Origin of the sequence: Citrobacter sp. C13, assembly GCF_014596815.2 — a bacterium.
In the GTDB taxonomy this organism is placed as follows: Bacteria; Pseudomonadota; Gammaproteobacteria; order Enterobacterales; family Enterobacteriaceae; genus Citrobacter; species Citrobacter portucalensis.
Window position 1 is genome coordinate 50,040 of record NZ_CP115026.1, and the last position, 15,682, is coordinate 65,721.

At 53.8% G+C, this 15,682-nt stretch carries 16 protein-coding genes; all 16 read right to left on the reverse strand.

The genetic code is table 11. From position 1 onward, the window contains the following. Positions 1-82: 82 nt before the first annotated feature. The gene (locus IB222_RS25315) at positions 83-418 is read right to left on the reverse strand and encodes a phage tail protein (protein ID WP_000440566.1); all 336 of its coding nucleotides are present in this window, start codon (positions 416-418) and stop codon (positions 83-85) included. A 41-nt stretch (positions 419-459) separates the two neighbouring features. Further along, positions 460-5,043 carry a tape measure protein gene (locus tag IB222_RS25320; protein ID WP_131405964.1) on the reverse strand — a complete coding sequence of 1,528 codons (4,584 nt, stop codon included), beginning with the start codon at positions 5,041-5,043 and terminating at the stop codon, positions 460-462. A gap of 7 nt (positions 5,044-5,050) precedes the next feature. After that, positions 5,051-5,275, reverse strand: a complete 225-nt coding sequence (locus IB222_RS25325; protein ID WP_000952684.1) for a hypothetical protein — start codon at positions 5,273-5,275, stop codon at positions 5,051-5,053. 125 nt (positions 5,276-5,400) lie between these two features. Continuing rightward, on the reverse strand, positions 5,401-5,718 hold the full coding sequence (locus IB222_RS25330) for a hypothetical protein (RefSeq protein ID WP_000163862.1): 318 nt from the start codon (positions 5,716-5,718) through the stop codon (positions 5,401-5,403). 59 nt (positions 5,719-5,777) lie between these two features. Then, complete coding sequence (locus IB222_RS25335; RefSeq protein WP_131405965.1) at positions 5,778-6,524, reverse strand: Ig domain-containing protein; 747 nt, start codon at positions 6,522-6,524, stop codon at positions 5,778-5,780. Between the two features lie 74 nt (positions 6,525-6,598). Next, entirely contained in the window at positions 6,599-6,982 is a 384-nt protein-coding gene (locus tag IB222_RS25340) for a minor capsid protein (RefSeq protein ID WP_057102242.1), read from the reverse strand. A gap of 1 nt (position 6,983) precedes the next feature. Next, positions 6,984-7,457, reverse strand: coding sequence for a hypothetical protein (locus IB222_RS25345; RefSeq protein ID WP_131405966.1), 474 nt, complete (start codon positions 7,455-7,457; stop codon positions 6,984-6,986). Then, positions 7,448-7,792 carry a hypothetical protein gene (locus IB222_RS25350; protein WP_131405967.1) on the reverse strand — a complete coding sequence of 115 codons (345 nt, stop codon included), beginning with the start codon at positions 7,790-7,792 and terminating at the stop codon, positions 7,448-7,450. The genes IB222_RS25345 and IB222_RS25350 overlap by 10 nt, the downstream gene beginning before the upstream one ends. A gap of 97 nt (positions 7,793-7,889) precedes the next feature. Continuing rightward, entirely contained in the window at positions 7,890-8,723 is an 834-nt protein-coding gene (locus IB222_RS25355) for a hypothetical protein (RefSeq protein WP_000057119.1), read from the reverse strand. After that, positions 8,723-9,157: a hypothetical protein gene (locus IB222_RS25360; RefSeq protein ID WP_000801184.1), complete on the reverse strand. Its 435-nt coding sequence runs from the start codon at positions 9,155-9,157 to the stop codon at positions 8,723-8,725. Before IB222_RS25360 ends, IB222_RS25355 begins: the two co-directional genes overlap by 1 nt. A 43-nt stretch (positions 9,158-9,200) precedes the next feature. After that, on the reverse strand, positions 9,201-10,124 hold the full coding sequence (locus IB222_RS25365; RefSeq protein WP_131405968.1) for an Ig domain-containing protein: 924 nt from the start codon (positions 10,122-10,124) through the stop codon (positions 9,201-9,203). 74 nt (positions 10,125-10,198) lie between these two features. Then, positions 10,199-11,074 (reverse strand): major capsid protein, encoded by an 876-nt coding sequence (locus IB222_RS25370; RefSeq protein ID WP_006812514.1) that lies wholly within the window; start codon positions 11,072-11,074, stop codon positions 10,199-10,201. 26 nt (positions 11,075-11,100) lie between these two features. Next, positions 11,101-11,997 (reverse strand): DUF6651 domain-containing protein, encoded by an 897-nt coding sequence (locus IB222_RS25375; RefSeq protein WP_045339224.1) that lies wholly within the window; start codon positions 11,995-11,997, stop codon positions 11,101-11,103. Positions 11,998-12,019: 22 nt separating this feature from the next. Next, positions 12,020-13,594, reverse strand: a complete 1,575-nt coding sequence (locus tag IB222_RS25380; RefSeq protein ID WP_131381285.1) for a hypothetical protein — start codon at positions 13,592-13,594, stop codon at positions 12,020-12,022. 33 nt (positions 13,595-13,627) lie between these two features. Further along, the gene (locus IB222_RS25385; RefSeq protein WP_002211787.1) at positions 13,628-14,884 is read right to left on the reverse strand and encodes a phage terminase large subunit; all 1,257 of its coding nucleotides are present in this window, start codon (positions 14,882-14,884) and stop codon (positions 13,628-13,630) included. Positions 14,885-14,886: 2 nt separating this feature from the next. Beyond that, positions 14,887-15,528, reverse strand: coding sequence for a hypothetical protein (locus tag IB222_RS25390; protein ID WP_023180879.1), 642 nt, complete (start codon positions 15,526-15,528; stop codon positions 14,887-14,889). Positions 15,529-15,682: the final 154 nt, after the last annotated feature.

Genomic DNA, 15,682 nt, shown 5'->3' on the forward strand with positions numbered 1-15,682 from the left:
TCCTTGAAATAAAGAGGCGCCAACATCCTGTCAGCGCCTATAGATAATAGTAAATAAGTGCTTACTTATCTAGTGGGTTGAATTATCCTTCATAAATTTGTCGGAAGGTCGCAGTGAGAACGAGATAGCCCTGGTAACGCTTCACAGTATGGCTGTCGCACACCACAACCATCTTTTTGCCACGAGGGTTCGTCCAGTAGAACGACTCAACGGCCGCGCGTGCCGTCAAAAAGTCATCGACGGCATTAATAACGTCGTAAGAGCGCGTAAATGTCAGGCTCCACTCTTCTTTAATGCGATTGAGACCTTTGGCCTGGCGCTGTTCGTAATCGTCACCGAAATTCAGCACCGTCACGTTAGGCTTCACGGTCTTTTCCGACTCGTAGTCGGGATACCAGTTAAAAGTCAGTCTTTCCATCTCACATCCTTGTGAGGCTGCCCCTTCCGGGGCAGCCGTGGTTAGTTACGTTGAGAGTTAGGGTTGAGCGAACCGCCTGGCCGCTTCTCCTGAGCGATGGTTTCAAGCGCGATCGCCTTCATGCGCTGCGCTGCCTGACTCCATGCGCCTTCGGAATTGCTGTTCTCCGAAACACTGCCGTCGCTGTTGACGTTAATCTCAATGCTGACAGGTGAGAAAACGCCGCCACCGCCGCCTTTAACACCCTCTGCGTTGAGCGTAACCGGGATGGAACGCCCATCCGGAAGCGGAACGTAGGCTTCGTTCATATCCCCTTCACCAAACAGCGCCAGCTGTGGAGAGTCAGCGATGCCACCTTTCTGGTACGCACGCAGCGGAACCACGCCGTCTTTCCCGAAAATGCCGCCTTTGGCGAACTTCGGAATTGCCGGGATGCCGCCAGTACCATCAGATGCCGATCCGGTGAGATTGTTGAACCCGGAGTTAGAGCCGGAGGAACCCGATCCGATGTTGTCGAAGCCACCACCAGCCCAGGCAGACACCAGCCCAGAGGCAATGGTAGCGCCGAAGCTCAACCACTTATTGCCAGAGCCGGACATGTTTGCTCCCAGCATGGCAAACGCGGCAGAAAGCGCCCCCGTGACAGAGCTAAGGTTCTGCATGGAGAAGATGGATGTCTTCACCGCTTTGGTTTCCGCGTCTTTGGCTTCAGTACTGGTGAACAGTCCATTCACCCAGCTGCCGATCGCGTTGGTTGCAGAGCCAATCGCGCTGGTCGTCTGCTGAGTGGTCTGCCCCAGACCGGAGACCGAGCTGGAGGTCTCTTTCGTCGCCTCACCCACGCTCTTATCGCCGTTGACCGCATTCATCCGGACGCCCTGGTTGGCAACCGCTGATGCGACACCAGAAAGCAGATTGCCGCTCTGAGAGCTGCCCGCTGCCGTCGTTCCCATCCCCAGCATGTTCATGAGAGGCAGGGTGATCTGCGTCTTCACAACCATGTTGGTGATGTCGCGGAGGATGGATTCTGCCAGGCTGGAGAAGTCCATTTTCCCCTTCATGACGAAGTCGGTCAGCGTATCCGTCATGTTGCTGAACAGGTTGCTCCAGCTGTTTTCCAGCTGATCGGCCAGATTCTCGTACTCAAGCGCCAGCTTCTGTGTCGCCGTACCCGTCTCTTTGATGAGAGCGGTGTTGCCTGCCGCCACCAGCTGGTTAATCTGCTTGGTGTAAAGCGCCACGATTTTCGGATCAGAAGCCTGGTCACGCAGATCCATCAACGCTTTCAGGTTACGGTTGTAGGTGTCGTTGAAATCGGCCACCTTCTCTTCACGAGACGGCTTGTAACCCGCGCTGATGATGGAATCGGATTCCGGCGCCCAGGTGGAGATCATCTGCTCGACGTTGCGGCGGTTGAACATCTCGCGATAGTCGTCGCTCGCGTTAGCCAGGTCAGCCAGGCGTGACTTGGCTTTGTCGATCATCTCCTGAGTGATGAACTCATTCGGTACGGCGTTGGCCAGTTCGGTCAGCGATTTGGTGGTATCGCGTAGAGACTGGTCAAACGACACGGTCGCTTTAGAGCTTTCACCCATCTGCCCCATAAGCTGATCGGCTTTATCCAGCGCTTTCTGGTAGCCGGCCGCCAGCTTACGCTGCGCATTTTCTTCCTTCCGTGCGGCACGCTGAGAAGCATTGGCAGTACGCTGCCCGGCTTTTTCCGCAGCTGCGGCGTCCTGCTCACGCGCTTTGGTTAGTGCGGCGATCGCTGCTGCACGTTCCTCGTCGCTCATTTTCTCCAGAGAGCTGGCGCTGGAGGCTTTCTGCAGGTTCAGTTGGGTTTTGAGCTGCTTCGGCCCAATGATCGGCTTACCTTCGAAGTCCAGCATCGCCGTACCGTCTGGCAACGTGCGCTGATAGGTTGCGGAGTCCATCTGGTTGCGCATGTACTGCGCCAGAGCTTTCTGGGCCGCCTTGTCGCTCGTACCAAGCCCCAAAACGGTTCCCTGGTTGGACATGACACCCTTACCAGTTTTGGCAGCGTTATCACGCTCAAACTCGGCCTGAGTCAACTCCTGAGCGACAGCTTCCAGATGCTCCTGATAGCCTCGAATACTGCCTTGTAGCTTCTGAATCTGCTCGGTATTGCCCTCTTTCTTCGCTTTTTCGAGCAGATCGTTGTAGTGGGCAATCTGCTTCTCGGTCGCGTTTTTACGGGAGGACAGTGAATCGACCAGTTTTTGCGCCGGTTCCAGGTATGACTTGTTCACCGTTTCACGGAGCGGTGCGAGAAGTTTGTTCTTCTCATCGTCAGACAGTGATTTGTCGTCATTGATTTTCTGGATCTTGTCCAGAGCCTCCTGACGTGCTTTCACAAATGTCGCAGAGAAGACCTGATTGTCGGCCCGGATTTTCTCAATCTGGGATTCTGCTGCCTCTTTAGCCAGACGTTTGGCTACAGCCCCGTCACCCAGCGCAATGGTGCCGGTAATCTTCTGGTACTCTTCCTGATTCTTCTTCAGGCGAGCCTCGATATCGGCTTTTGACTCTTTGTGAGTGACAGCGCCAACAGAGTTGGACACATAGCTCACGCTTTCGCCTGTTTTGAGCGCTCGCTGGTCTGCGATGATCTCTTTTTCGAGCTTTTCCGCACGCTCTGCCATCTGCGCACGTTTGGCCGCCGTCATCGCTTCCGGGATTTTGCGGATCTCGTCAACGACTTTTGACGTTTCGCTGCGGAGCATGGTCATATACGTGATAAGACCGGCTACAGCCACGGTAGCGACGGTGAACGCTGCACCAATGGGGTTTGCTGCGATGAACGCAGTTAGCCCAGCGAATGCCCCCTGTAACCCCGTGATCGCGCCACGGATAGCGAAGATCAGCGATGGGATTGGAGCCAGACCCATACGAGCCGCACGATTAAAGCGGGTGACAGCTGTCGCGCCCAGATTGAACGGCGCCTGGATGACAGTCGACATCGTCGCAAACGTGTTAACCATCTGCCCGGCAGTGCCAATCACGCCCATGATGCCCGCACGCATCAGTTTGAACGCCACCATAGCGGCCACTACTTTGCCCAGGTTGACAATCAACTCCTGGTTTTTCGCCAGCCACTGCGCCAGCTCACGTAAGCTGTCGATTGCGGTGGTAAGTCCGGAACCCAGCGAGTTAGCGAACGAAATGCCCTCTGCGCTATTCATGATGGAGGCCAGCTCTTTCATCCCCTTTGAGAGAGAATCCAGATAGCCCGCCTGACCGACACGATCGGCAAACAGCGTAAAGGAGGTTTGCAATTGCGCCAGCGCACCAGTGTAGGTTTGCATCATGTCTTTGGCGGCGTTTTCGTTCTCCGCACGCAGACCAACGAACATCAGCGATAGCGCCTGTTTCGCTTCCACAGTACCGGTGGAGACTGCTTTGGTCAGTTCCCCCATAGTGATACCGGCAGCGTCTGCCATCGCCTTCATCGCGTTAGGAACGGCTTCACCTAATTGCTGACGCAGTTCTTCCATCGACACGACGCCCTTACCGGACATCTGCTGGACAGCCACGGCAGCACGTTTAAGCAGCTCGCTATCGCCGCCGAAGCGTGCAACGGAGTCCACCAGTGCTTTCAGCGATCCGTCAGTAGGATCGAGACCTGCCGAGCGGAATTTAACGAAGGAATCGGTCAGCGCCTGCATCGCAAACGGGGCGTTTTGCGCCATATCCACGATGTACTGCATATCCTCTGCGGCTGCTTTACCAGGGTTGGCCTTGTCCTTGTTCAGCCCGCGCAACATGACGCGCATACGCTCCATTTCGGAGGCGGCTTCGACGATTGGCTTCTGCCAGCCAAACAGGATGTCAGTTACCGTTCTTGCCGCATCACCAATCTCGCCCAGCAGGAAAATATTGCCGCGCAGACCAGAGAACATGCCATTTTCAGCACCGCGCCCGCCGTGGCCATTTGTACCGCCACGTCGACCACCGCCACCATTACCACCGCCCTCACCGTAGCCGCTGGTGCGCACACGTACCGGCTTGCTGATCAGTTGCTGGCGGCCAATCACGGCATCCATCTGATCGCGGACTTTCTTCAGCCCCTCGGCAGCCTGGCTCGTTGTGACGCCCCAATTACTGAGACGCTTCGTCGTGGTGTTAAGGCGCGTATTCATGCCACTCACGGATGAAGAGGCTTCTTTTACTTCCGTACCGAAGCGGCTGGCGCTCTTGCCAGCGAACGTTGCCCAATCGGAAAACTCGTTGAGTTCAGACTGAACCTTGCGCAGCGATGTGGTGAGTTTATTAACGGATGAGGTGGTTGTGTCGACGCGCTCAATCAGGGTTTTGAGACCTGAGTTGAGGCTGGTAATGTTGCCTCGCGTCTTGCGCGAAACATCAGACACAAGCTCGAAGCCGGCAGCTACATCCTGTAGTTTGTCTGCCGTGGCATCGAGCTTGGACTCCAGAACGCCGATGATGCGGGAGACCGAACCCAACGAGCGTTCCAGATTGTTAATTTTCTGAGCGGGCTTTGTGGCCTGCTCCCCGAATCTGGTAAGTAGCTTACCCGCCCGGTCGATTGACGCTGTAAACTGCTTGTCTTCCAGCGACAGGATAAACTCTACGTTTTGTGACATTCCCTTGTCATCCTCTGCCAAAAATTTGCATCAGTTGCTCTTTGGCGTCAGGGTCTGCCTTATCCTTGCGTGGATCGTAGACTTTATCGGTTACGACTGGTCTTCCAATCCTGAGTTGCAAACCCTCCATGAACGCCTTCACGCCCTCGCCATCTGCCTGGGCAGCGCGAGCGACTTGCAGGTTGCGGACATCCTCTTCCGCGCGCAGACGGTCGATGTTGCGACTGAGCATCCAGAACATCGTTAGAGGGACGCCCAGCAGCTCTAATGGCGACACGGCGTAGTGAGCAACTACACGACTGAAATAGAATCCGAGATCTATCGATACGGTCTTTACCCCGGATTCATCGCGGGAAATTACTTTGCCCCTTCACCAGCCGCTTTTTCGTTCTCTTCATCAATCACTTCCATAGCGAAGGTGAAGATCTGCTGGAGCTGCGGAACAGTCAGTTTTTCCAGTACAGCGTCCGGCACGGATGGGATGACCTTGCGAACCAGGTCGGCGTAAGCAGTTACCTGCTCAACAGGCGACATGTTCTGAAGGTCTTTGCCTTCCATCTGCTTGATGGAGACGAACAGGCCAACAGTCATTTCAACGATGGGGTATTCCTGACCGCCGAACTTGATGCTTTTCTTCGGAGGCAGAATGGAGTCGAGATCGAGTAATTTGGTCATTGGTTAAAGTCCTTTTAAAAGAGAGGCTCTTCCTGAGCCTCTGCTTAGTTACGTCGCGATTATTCGGCAGAATTAACCGTTACTGCTTTGGTCGCTTTCTTGCCGCCGCTATTGCTGGTAAAGGAGATATTTGCCGAACCTTCAGCTACTCCGCGAACCAGACCAGTCTGGTCAACGGTTGCTTTCTCCTGATTGTCGGATTCCCACACACCGGTTTTATCGCCGGCATCTGCAGGGGTGATCTGGGCAGTCAGCTGCACGGTCTCACCGGCTTTAACTTCCGGAGATTCCGGAGAGATAGAGACGGTTTTAACCGGCTTTGGGCCGCTCATTTTCCCCAGCACGCCGTCGTCATCCGGGTAAGCGGTGAACTGAACGGAGAACACGCGAACATCATCAGACTGGTAGGTCATGGTGAAGTTACCTGCGGTCGCAGCTTTCGGGATGGTCAGAACGTAGTCGGTGGTATCCTGCGGGGTCAGAACCAGCTCTTTGGCTACGTCGATCAGGTTGATGCCCTGTGCGGAAGTGATGGTCACAGCGTTATCTTCTTCGCTCAGGGTAGATCCCGGCATCAGATCGACCATATTCTGCAACACAGACTCGGCCAGCGGCGCAGTGATAGTGATGTTACGACCCTGCACCAGCTCGGAGATGGTGGTCTGCCCCAGCTGGTCTACGGTGACTTTCAGAGTTTCGGTCGCAACCTCAACCTGAACACCGCCTTTGGTGTAACCCAGATCAACGCCACCAAACGACACTTTGCAGGCGCCAAGTTTGATGTTTTTTACATGGGTATTGGACATTGTTGGAAAACTCCTTTTTCCGTTAAATCAGCACCTTCATGGCGCTAATGGTAAGTATATACTTACTTATTTTATTAATTCAACAAATAGCCCGCAAATTCAATCGGGATACCCGCTTCAATTAATGAGCCTTCGTTTTTGGGATAAGTGATCGGCATAGACATTGGCCGAACCAACCGGAAGTAAACGCCCTCTGACACGGTTTCTTCGACCGGGAACATATCCATGATCTTATTGGCTTTCGCCACCGCCTTTGTGATCGTCGCATTACGCACGATGACGGTGAAAGAGTCGTGATAAAAGCCTTTCAACTCATGGTCAATAGCGATCCCCGTATTGGGATTAACCAACAGAACACCGGACTTCACATTGGCTGGCATGTAGTGACAGAAAATGTCAGCGCCGACTGTACCGATCTTCGCCTTCTGCATCAGGCTCGCAAATGCTTCAATAAACACATCAACCTCTCGTAAAACCTGCTTTCCTTGCCGCTTCTGCTATCGTCTGAGTGAACTGTTTTTCACTGATCTGTACGGCTCTCTCAAGGAACAAAGGCCCAACTCGTGGCTTCACACCAGCGACTGGCGGGTTGGTGACGCTCTTCATGCGAGAGAGATAGCCGAGACGATACTTGCCCAACTCCATGTACTCCGCATAATCGCCAACCTCAACGCCCGGATGCCCTTCGCGTGGTTTGGCTCCAAATACCGATAACTCAATACGAAGCCCGGTATAACCTTCTTTGACCACTCTCGCGAAGATCGCGCTTTCGAGTGAGCCAGTCTCCAGCGGGGCCATTGCCCGCGCAAGACGCTCAACCAGACGCGCCAGCTTCTCCATGTCACGGATGAGATAACGCTTAAAGGCTTTCTGGCTGTTATTGAGCCTGTCGCCAGCACGCTTAAACTGATGCGCGTCGTACTTCAGACCCATATGTTTGCCCCTACTTCCAGATGCCCTGGGCACCCACGCAGTCCCCAGCGACGATGCACGCTGGATACCTTCAGCTTTTGCCCCTCCAGAATGAGAACGTCATCAAGCTGTACTGCGGCCTCAAGTGGGATCACCAGAACAGCATCGAACAATTCCAGATCCGCTTTACCGCGACTGCCGGAGCTGTCCGCACGTACCGATGATTTCTCGTTACTTTGCTCAAACTTAACGACGCCGACGTTCGTCTTCCTGACGAACTGCAATTGCGCTTCACCGTAGACGTTCTTCGAACCCAGACGGTAAATCGCTATCTCTGCTTGCCATGAAATGTTCATGCACTCTCCCTGTGGTTGGCAGCCGCACTCATTACCAGGCGAAGGCGCGATTGCTCGTCTTGAGCCTTTCGACCAGAAGTAAATAATGCGACTGGCGTTACGCACGGCGAACAATCATGCGGTTATTGATGTAACTGACCAGCAGTCGCCAGGTACTGCGAGCCACATGCACATTTGCCGCTTTGCCGGTGCGGTACATATTGGTCGTTTCACCAATGGACTCAGACAGAATGCCGTCCTCGCGGGCTGCCGCTACGTCATTACCGTTAGCGATTTCGCAGGCTTCATTAACCACGGCCAGCATTAATGCCTGTTTGAAGTAGTCCGGGAACTCGTCGAATTTCTCAGGCGTCATCTGCTCCCAATCGATCAGATCGTGACGATATGCCCCGTCAGCGCCCCACGGAATGTCATAGACGTTCAGCATGTTTTGCGGGCGATCGTACCGGTCGAAGTCGATACGCAGGACTTTGCGGATTGAGAACGGCAGCGTTTTGACGCGTCTGGTGGCCTCAATGAGACGTTTGCGCATCAGCCCTTCGCCATCAGCTAACAGAGTGTCGCCGTTCAGCATATCGATAGCTTGCATCTGGGCGTCTGCGACCGTTGCGAATGACTGGCCTGGAATTGACAGCTCGAAGCTATTCAGCAGAACGTACATCTTGCGCTCTTCATGCGTCAGCCCGGATGCCACCGCTTTGACAATGACGTGTCGCAGATCGCGCTCTTTATCTGAAAGAAGGTTGTGTTCGGCCGACACGACAACCGGAATGGACATCTGCCCCTCAGTAATATCGAGAGGTTCGTTATCGACGATGATCGCACCTGCGCCATCTCTGACGGTATACGTGGCCGACTCAATATCCAGAACGTTAAATGCAAACGACAGGGAAACTGCTTCCCCGCTACGGTACGTGTCGATCTGCGCCATTACTCACCGCCCTGTGCTTTCAGGATGCCTTCGATCATTTCAACGATACCTTTGGCTTTCACGCCAATCTGGTTGCCGATCTGACGCAGACCAGCAATACCTTCACAGTCCGCAATCGACTCCAGCTCTTCACGAGTAAAGCGCTGTACCGGTTTGGCTTCCACTTCAGCCGTACCACGTTTCATTGGCACAATATCCGGGGCCGCCGTCTCGACAATGTCGTCCGCAGTTAAATCATTGCGGCTGCTGTACGCGGCAGAAGGAGATACATTTTTGCCTTCAACGGTAGTGGCACGCATGGAGGCACAAATCCGCTGCTGATCGATGAATGGCAGTTCGGCAACCGAGATGCCGTCGACAAACTGGATACCGCAGAGAATGCCCGTGTACCCCAAAAATTGAGGCTCCAATAAACGAATTTTTGCTGGTTTCATTCTTCTTCTCACTTAATGGGCGGCATCGCCGCCCATGTGTTGGTTACGCAGCCGGTGCTGCGGTCACTTCAACGGTCGCAGTGGCTTTGTGGCTACCGTCTTCCGTGGTGACTTCGATAGTGGCAGTACCTGCAGCCACACCGGTCACAAGTCCAGTTGCGCTATCAACCGTCGCGAACTCGGCATTTTTTGACGCCCAGGTTACGCGCTTATTGGTTGCGCCAGCCGGTTCGATGTTCGCGGTCAGCTGTACCGTTTTGTTGGCTTCAACGCTGGTGGTGCTCGGATCGACAGAGACGCCAGTAACAGCAACGACAGGCTCAGTGACTTCAACCGTAGCAGTAGCTTTATGGCTGCCATCCTGCGAAACCACTTCAATGGTTGCCGTACCAACGGCTACGCCAGCTACGTTACCGTTCTGGTCAACGGTCGCTTTGTCGCTATTTTTGGAAGTCCAGGTGACTCTTTTATTGGTTGCGTTTGACGGTTGTACATCAACGCGCAACTTGACCGATTTCCCCTTCTCAACAGAGGTAGAGTCTGGCGTTACCGTAACGGACTCCACGCTGACAGGCTTAACGGTCACTTCGACTGACGCAGAAAGCTGAGTCTGCTTATCGGTGGCGGTGATCTTCACTTTTCCCGGAGTCACGCCAGTAACCAGACCCGTACCGCTGACTGTGGCGACCTGGTCATTGGCCGACGTCCAGGTGAATGAATCTGCGCTTTTGCTCATGGTGATACCTGCACTAAGTTGAACGGTTTTACCCACCAATACGGACGGCGCAGCCGGTGTAATGGTGACAGACTGAGTGAACGGAATTGCCCGGAAGCAAGCCGCAAGATGATTCTGCTGGCGCTCGCTCAGAGGCTCGTTGGAGATGGAATTGGTGAATTCGGCCCGGCACATATGCCCCGTGAAATCCGCAAACGCCTCTTCCGTGATCTTCATCTTTTGTTCTGGCATTTCTCGCTCCTACAAAAAGGGTGGGCGTATAGCCCACCCCTAAACAGTAGATAATTACTTACCTACTATACTGATCAAATTTTTACGTTGGTCAGCGCGGCGATAGCCTTGTCGTGCTTGTTCGCCAGAGAGCAGTACCACTTAACGCGGGTACGGGTTGCGTCTTTGTTCTGAACAGTACCGATGTTCTCAACAACGATACCGGCGTTTTCACCGCCATACAGACCAGTCACACCGTTCTCTTCGGACAGGTGCAGGCAGTAGATGCTTGCTTTGCCAGAATCAGTCGGGATGAAGTCGTTCACGATGAACGGTACACCGTTGTGGCACAGCATCGGACGACCGAAGTTTTCCATCATGATTTCGGACGGGCCGAGGCTAACGGTACGCAGCAGAGCGCGATAAGCACGCAGGTGCTCGGAACGCATCATGATGCAGTCTGCGCCCAGATCTTTCACCGCGTCGACCAGCTCGTCGAACATGGAGAAGGTCATGGAAGCGCCTTCGATGTCGATCTTCTGATCGTCGTGCATCAGCTTCGGAATACCGTCGAACGCTTTGTTGTTGGTGCTGGAGTCGCCCAGAATCAGGTTGCGGCGGAATGCGCGAGCCAGACCTTTCACCTTCTGACGAACCTGGATTGCCAGCTGGTTGTTGGTGTCGGACATAGTGGTCGCCAGGAATTTGTCGACGTCTACGTCGCCTGCCAGGATACGCAGCTTCGCAACGTGTTCGGTGAAGGTTGCAGCGCCTTCGGTGATGGTGTCGTTCACATCAATGAAGGTTGCTTCGCTCAGGGTAGCTTCGCGGTTGTAGAGGTATGCCTTAGAATTAATCTTCATGAAAGGCAGAACAGCGAACAGGTCATCGCGATCGATGATGGTCTCGATCACACCCTGCTCAAGTTCGTTGTTAGACAGCTTTTCAGCTTCATCACGCAGTAATGGCATCTTTCATTTCCCTATGATTTAAGATGTTACTTGAGTCCGATTTTCCCCAGACCGGAGGTCAACTTATCCATAGTCGACTTGCTCTTCGGCTGGTTTACTTTGTGGGTCGGTTTGCTATTGGAACCAGCACCCTGCTTGGCTTCGCTGCGCAACAGTGCGTCAGCTTCCGGATCTGCACGCAGAATGCGCTCAATCGCGGATTCGAACGGTAACGGTTTGCCTTCACCGTCAACCAGAACTGCACGTTCTTTCTGACCGGCTGGCTTATCAAAGCCCACAACACTACCGTCTTCACCCACTTCGAAATGAGAGCCGTAGATAACGCGAGCCTTAGCCGGAGTCATCAGAACTTTGTCACGCAGGAAGGCAGAGCCGCTGAAGGAAGCGCCAACAGTCATTTCGACCAGTTGGGCCTTCAGTGCGGCGTTCTCGCTCTCCAGAGCGGAGTAGCGTTCGTCGCGCTGTGCCAGTTCAGCCTGGTGCGCTTCGATCATCTGCTTTTTCACAGCATCGAACTCACCACGGCGTTCCAGTTCAGCCTGCTCCGCCTCCCGACGTGCGGTTTCTGCGGCTTGTTCAGCTTCGAGAAGCTGGCGAGCACGCGCCGGGTCAATATCACCGTACTGAGCCAGCTGATCGGCCAATGTGCGCTCTTTCTCCTTGCGCTTCATGTTCTCTTTCAGCAGGTCAGCACCGGCTTTCTTGGACTTACGCAGTTCTGCCAGCAACTCTTCCTGAGTCATACCGGCATACTCGTCGTCGTCACCCTTCGGTTGCTCTTTTTGCTCGCCCTGTTTGCCTGGGTCTTGATTGCCCTGCTCATTGTCTCCAGCAGGAGCACCGCCACCAGCGCCTCCGCGCTCATGCGCTTCAGCTACATCCATCAGGCCACGACGGGCCATAAGCATTTGCCACAGATTCATAGAAATTCCTTTTCGTTACTTATCACTCGGTCTCTTGAGTAGATGAGTCCCCATTCCCTCGGGGTTGATCATGCCCGCTTTCTTGGGCTGTATCTTGATCATAAGTAAGTACTGACTTATTTTCAAGGGTGTTAAGATCATTTTTTGGAGGAAATTTCAAGAGATCTTTTTGAAATTCCTTCTGCATCGCATCGGAAATGTTCGGGAAGACCTTCTCGATGAGCATTTCCATCTGATGACGACGAACAGAATCAGGCGCCTGAAGCAGCGACAGTTTCTCGGCAACGGCAAACTCGTCAGTCAGACCGCGAATGTCGAAACTTTCCGGGTATGCGATCAGAGAGTGGTCTTCATCCAGTTCGACACCCATCCATTTCGCTGCCAGTTGCATCATCTGGCGCTCTGCCCTTTCGAGACGTTCTGCTTTCGTCACCAGCAGACTGTTAACGCGCTGGAAGTCGTACATCTTCGCTGCGCCCGAAGAGTTATCGATGCCCTGTGCGTTATCCTGCTTGGTTCGCTCACCTGCCACGCCAACGGAATGGTAGATCTCGTTAATCACCGTCTTAATCGTGGTGATAATCATCTGGGCCTGTTTCGGGTCCGGAGACAGGTAGAATGGCTGATTACCGCTCTCAGAGTCGAAGGTGAAGACGCGTTTTGTCCCCATTTCGAGCACTTTGGTGTGGTTTTCATCGCCCGGCAGCAATGACTGAACCGGGATCGCCAGCTGGCTGAATGTCTGATCCTGAATAATCGCGTCAAGGTTCGACAGGTAGTTGGCCACGGCGCGATCAAGATAGGCGATATCGTCAATCAACGACGGGCTGAAATACGGAGACTCGCTTTCACCAATGCAATCCACCGGGAACACCGGCACCACGCCCAGATTATGCTGGCCGCTATCCTCCAGAACGACTTTGGCCTGACGGCGACCGCTATTTCCGGAACCTTTCTTCACTTCTTCACGGAACAGATACCACTCGTTTTGCGTCCACAGACGGTAACGCTGGTATTCCTGTCCGGTTGAAGTGAACGGATCTTCGTCGTCGCGCGCGATTTCAACAATTAGCGCCCACAACATATTGCCGTCTTCATCCCAGGCAACATCAAGCAGCTGCTGCGGCGAAATCCAGTATGCGTAGGCACGCGCATCATTTTTCTTCTCGTCTGCAACAGACTCAACATCGACGTTCATCGTGCTGTCCACGACAACCCAGATACGGCCATAAATGGATGATTGCAGATCGATAGCCGCCATAAACGCATCGATGGAGGCGTTCTGGCGCGTGGCTCGCTTCCAGAAATTGCGGATCTGCTCCGGTGCTTCATCAGTGTTGCGGTGAATGACCTCTTTGAAGAGGTATTTGTTGATGAGGTTTACCACTTCGCGCGTATGGTTGAAGCGATAAGCGCGTTCCAGGCGCTCTTTGAACTCCTGATCGCCCTCTTTGAAGTAACGGAAGATATTGTCGTTGAACCAGGCACGCCCGCCAGCGTAGGTGCTGGCGAGGAAGTCCCAATGTTCTTTTTTCTTCTCATATTCAGGGTGGCGTCGTGCCACAAGGTCTTTGATTTGCTTGTCAGTCAATTCCATTTGCTTTTCCTTTCCGTTTAGGTAAGTACTTACCTATCTAGATCCGCCAAGAATAACACGATTTTTCACCGGATACCTACGATGAACCGGATAACCCAACGCATCCGCACTGTGTTCGATGCCGCCAGTCTTATCCATATCGCGTGAGCCTGGCTTGTAGATCACCTTCTCCAGCGAGTCGATGAGGTGTTTGCACTTCGGATCGATGTACAACCGGGTTTCGCCCGAGGCACTCATCAACATGCGGTTCACTGCGTTAACACGGTCTGCGATCGGCGGGTGCTTCTTCGGATAATCGACTCGAAGGAAACCTTTTTCCTTGAAGATATCGACGTCCGATTCACCGCGTGCGTGCTGGCGATACGCACCTGCCGGGTCAGGGAAGATAGTGACCTGAGACTTCCAGCGCCAGAAACGACGCTCCAGCTCATCACACACTTCAGCCGTGTTGGAAGAGAACAGCACAACCTCGTCCACGGCCCACAGCTCACCATTTGGCTGCGGCTGCAGGATGACCGATGACATAGGGTCGATGTTGAAGTCCTGACCAACCCAGATCGGCAGTTTCGGATTGAACTGGAGTGGCTTCACATGCACATTGCGGTCGAACGGGTAGTAAACGCGTCCGGACATGTTTTCGAAGCTGGCCAGGTATTCCTGCGCGAACGATTTAGGGTCCATATCGTTCTTCGCCGCTTCGATTTCCGCGCTCGGTACGAACGGAGAATCGGCCGTAACGAACTGCCAGCTCTTCCACTGCCCTTTGCGTTGCAAATCTTTGTTCTGACCGATAGTCCACAGCTTGTGGAACTCGGAGAAGCCTTTTGGCGTACCGATGATCAGCGCACCGCCACGGGTAGAGGACAGTGTCGGACGCAGTACCTTGTACCAGGTGTCAGGCTTCATATCCTGAAATTCATCGAGCACCACGAAGTGCAGTGCCACACCACGAAGCGTATCGGGCTTATCCGCACCTTTCAGCGCGATTTCAGAGCCGTTCTTCAGCACAATGGTCATCGTGGTGTCGTTTTTCTTACGAACCCATTTACGAGGCAGAACTTCCTGCAGGTCATCCCACAAGATCTGGCGAGCCATCTGGTAAGTCGGTGCGACGTACCAGACACGTTGCTTTTTCTCTTTGGCTGCCGCGCGGATGATGGTGGAGATCGACAACCGGGATTTACCCCAGCGTCGACCCGCACACACCACTTTGAAACGATGTGGTGACTGGAAGACTTGCATCTGCCCAGAATGCAGCTGTACGAGACTCAGAGACGACGGGATGGCCATAGTTAGACGCTCCCATCACTTTCATCACCAGACGCGTCAGAATCGCCCTCTGCTTCGCTCAGTGCTTCCTCTTCGAGCGACTCAAGCAGATCGTCATCAATCAGATCCGGCTCATCATCTTCCTTACGCAGCTGCGCCACCTGGGAAGGCGTAAGTTCGCCAAATACCAGGTTCGGGATTTCGTCGTCTTCGTTCTCTGCGCGATCCATACCGAGCGCTTTCGAGGATATTTCGAAGCACTTAGCGAGTGTGCCGCTGGCACGCTGGAGACTCTTCAGGTCATCTTCGATGGTTGCCAGTGGCTTGCCGTCCTTCTTGGCTGTGGCCACCTCATGCATCACCATTCGACCGAGTGCGAACGCCCAATCGTCGTAACGAGTCCGGCGCTCTTCGATTTTCTCTGCACGCGCCTTTGCACGCAGCTCTGCGTCGGATTTGAGCGACTCGCGCACCATCTTCCCAACGGAGTCCGCGCCTTTCTCTAATCCACGCTTTTTGAAATGTCTGGAGAGCGTTTCACGACGAATGCCGTACTCTTCCTCCAGCTTGGAGAGTGTGTATTCACCGGAAGTCCACTTTGCTTCGGCTTCTGCCCACTCAGCTGGCGTCAGGCGAGTTTTGCTCTCGTCTTTTTCTACAGTCATAGATCCCTCTAAAACACTCAGAGCGCATCCTTGCGCTCCTAAACAACTTGTTTAATTCTGTGCCTAACCAATTTGTTTTCTGGGTGTTTAAAACCGGGCTGGGGAGTATTCAGAGCCTGCTTCCGTATATATTTAATAAGTCACTTAGTATTTA

Bases quoted from the DNA above. Each gene is read 5' to 3' on its own strand.
- IB222_RS25315 (WP_000440566.1), bottom strand. From the start codon at position 418: ATGGAAAGACTGACTTTTAACTGGTATCCCGACTACGAGTCGGAAAAG.
- IB222_RS25320 (WP_131405964.1), bottom strand. From the start codon at position 5,043: ATGTCACAAAACGTAGAGTTTATCCTGTCGCTGGAAGACAAGCAGTTT.
- IB222_RS25325 (WP_000952684.1), bottom strand. From the start codon at position 5,275: ATGCTCAGTCGCAACATCGACCGTCTGCGCGCGGAAGAGGATGTCCGC.
- IB222_RS25330 (WP_000163862.1), bottom strand. From the start codon at position 5,718: ATGACCAAATTACTCGATCTCGACTCCATTCTGCCTCCGAAGAAAAGC.
- IB222_RS25335 (WP_131405965.1), bottom strand. From the start codon at position 6,524: ATGTCCAATACCCATGTAAAAAACATCAAACTTGGCGCCTGCAAAGTG.
- IB222_RS25345 (WP_131405966.1), bottom strand. From the start codon at position 7,457: ATGGGTCTGAAGTACGACGCGCATCAGTTTAAGCGTGCTGGCGACAGG.
- IB222_RS25350 (WP_131405967.1), bottom strand. From the start codon at position 7,792: ATGAACATTTCATGGCAAGCAGAGATAGCGATTTACCGTCTGGGTTCG.
- IB222_RS25355 (WP_000057119.1), bottom strand. From the start codon at position 8,723: ATGGCGCAGATCGACACGTACCGTAGCGGGGAAGCAGTTTCCCTGTCG.
- IB222_RS25360 (WP_000801184.1), bottom strand. From the start codon at position 9,157: ATGAAACCAGCAAAAATTCGTTTATTGGAGCCTCAATTTTTGGGGTAC.
- IB222_RS25365 (WP_131405968.1), bottom strand. From the start codon at position 10,124: ATGCCAGAACAAAAGATGAAGATCACGGAAGAGGCGTTTGCGGATTTC.
- IB222_RS25370 (WP_006812514.1), bottom strand. From the start codon at position 11,074: ATGCCATTACTGCGTGATGAAGCTGAAAAGCTGTCTAACAACGAACTT.
- IB222_RS25375 (WP_045339224.1), bottom strand. From the start codon at position 11,997: ATGAATCTGTGGCAAATGCTTATGGCCCGTCGTGGCCTGATGGATGTA.
- IB222_RS25380 (WP_131381285.1), bottom strand. From the start codon at position 13,594: ATGGAATTGACTGACAAGCAAATCAAAGACCTTGTGGCACGACGCCAC.
- IB222_RS25385 (WP_002211787.1), bottom strand. From the start codon at position 14,884: ATGGCCATCCCGTCGTCTCTGAGTCTCGTACAGCTGCATTCTGGGCAG.
- IB222_RS25390 (WP_023180879.1), bottom strand. From the start codon at position 15,528: ATGACTGTAGAAAAAGACGAGAGCAAAACTCGCCTGACGCCAGCTGAG.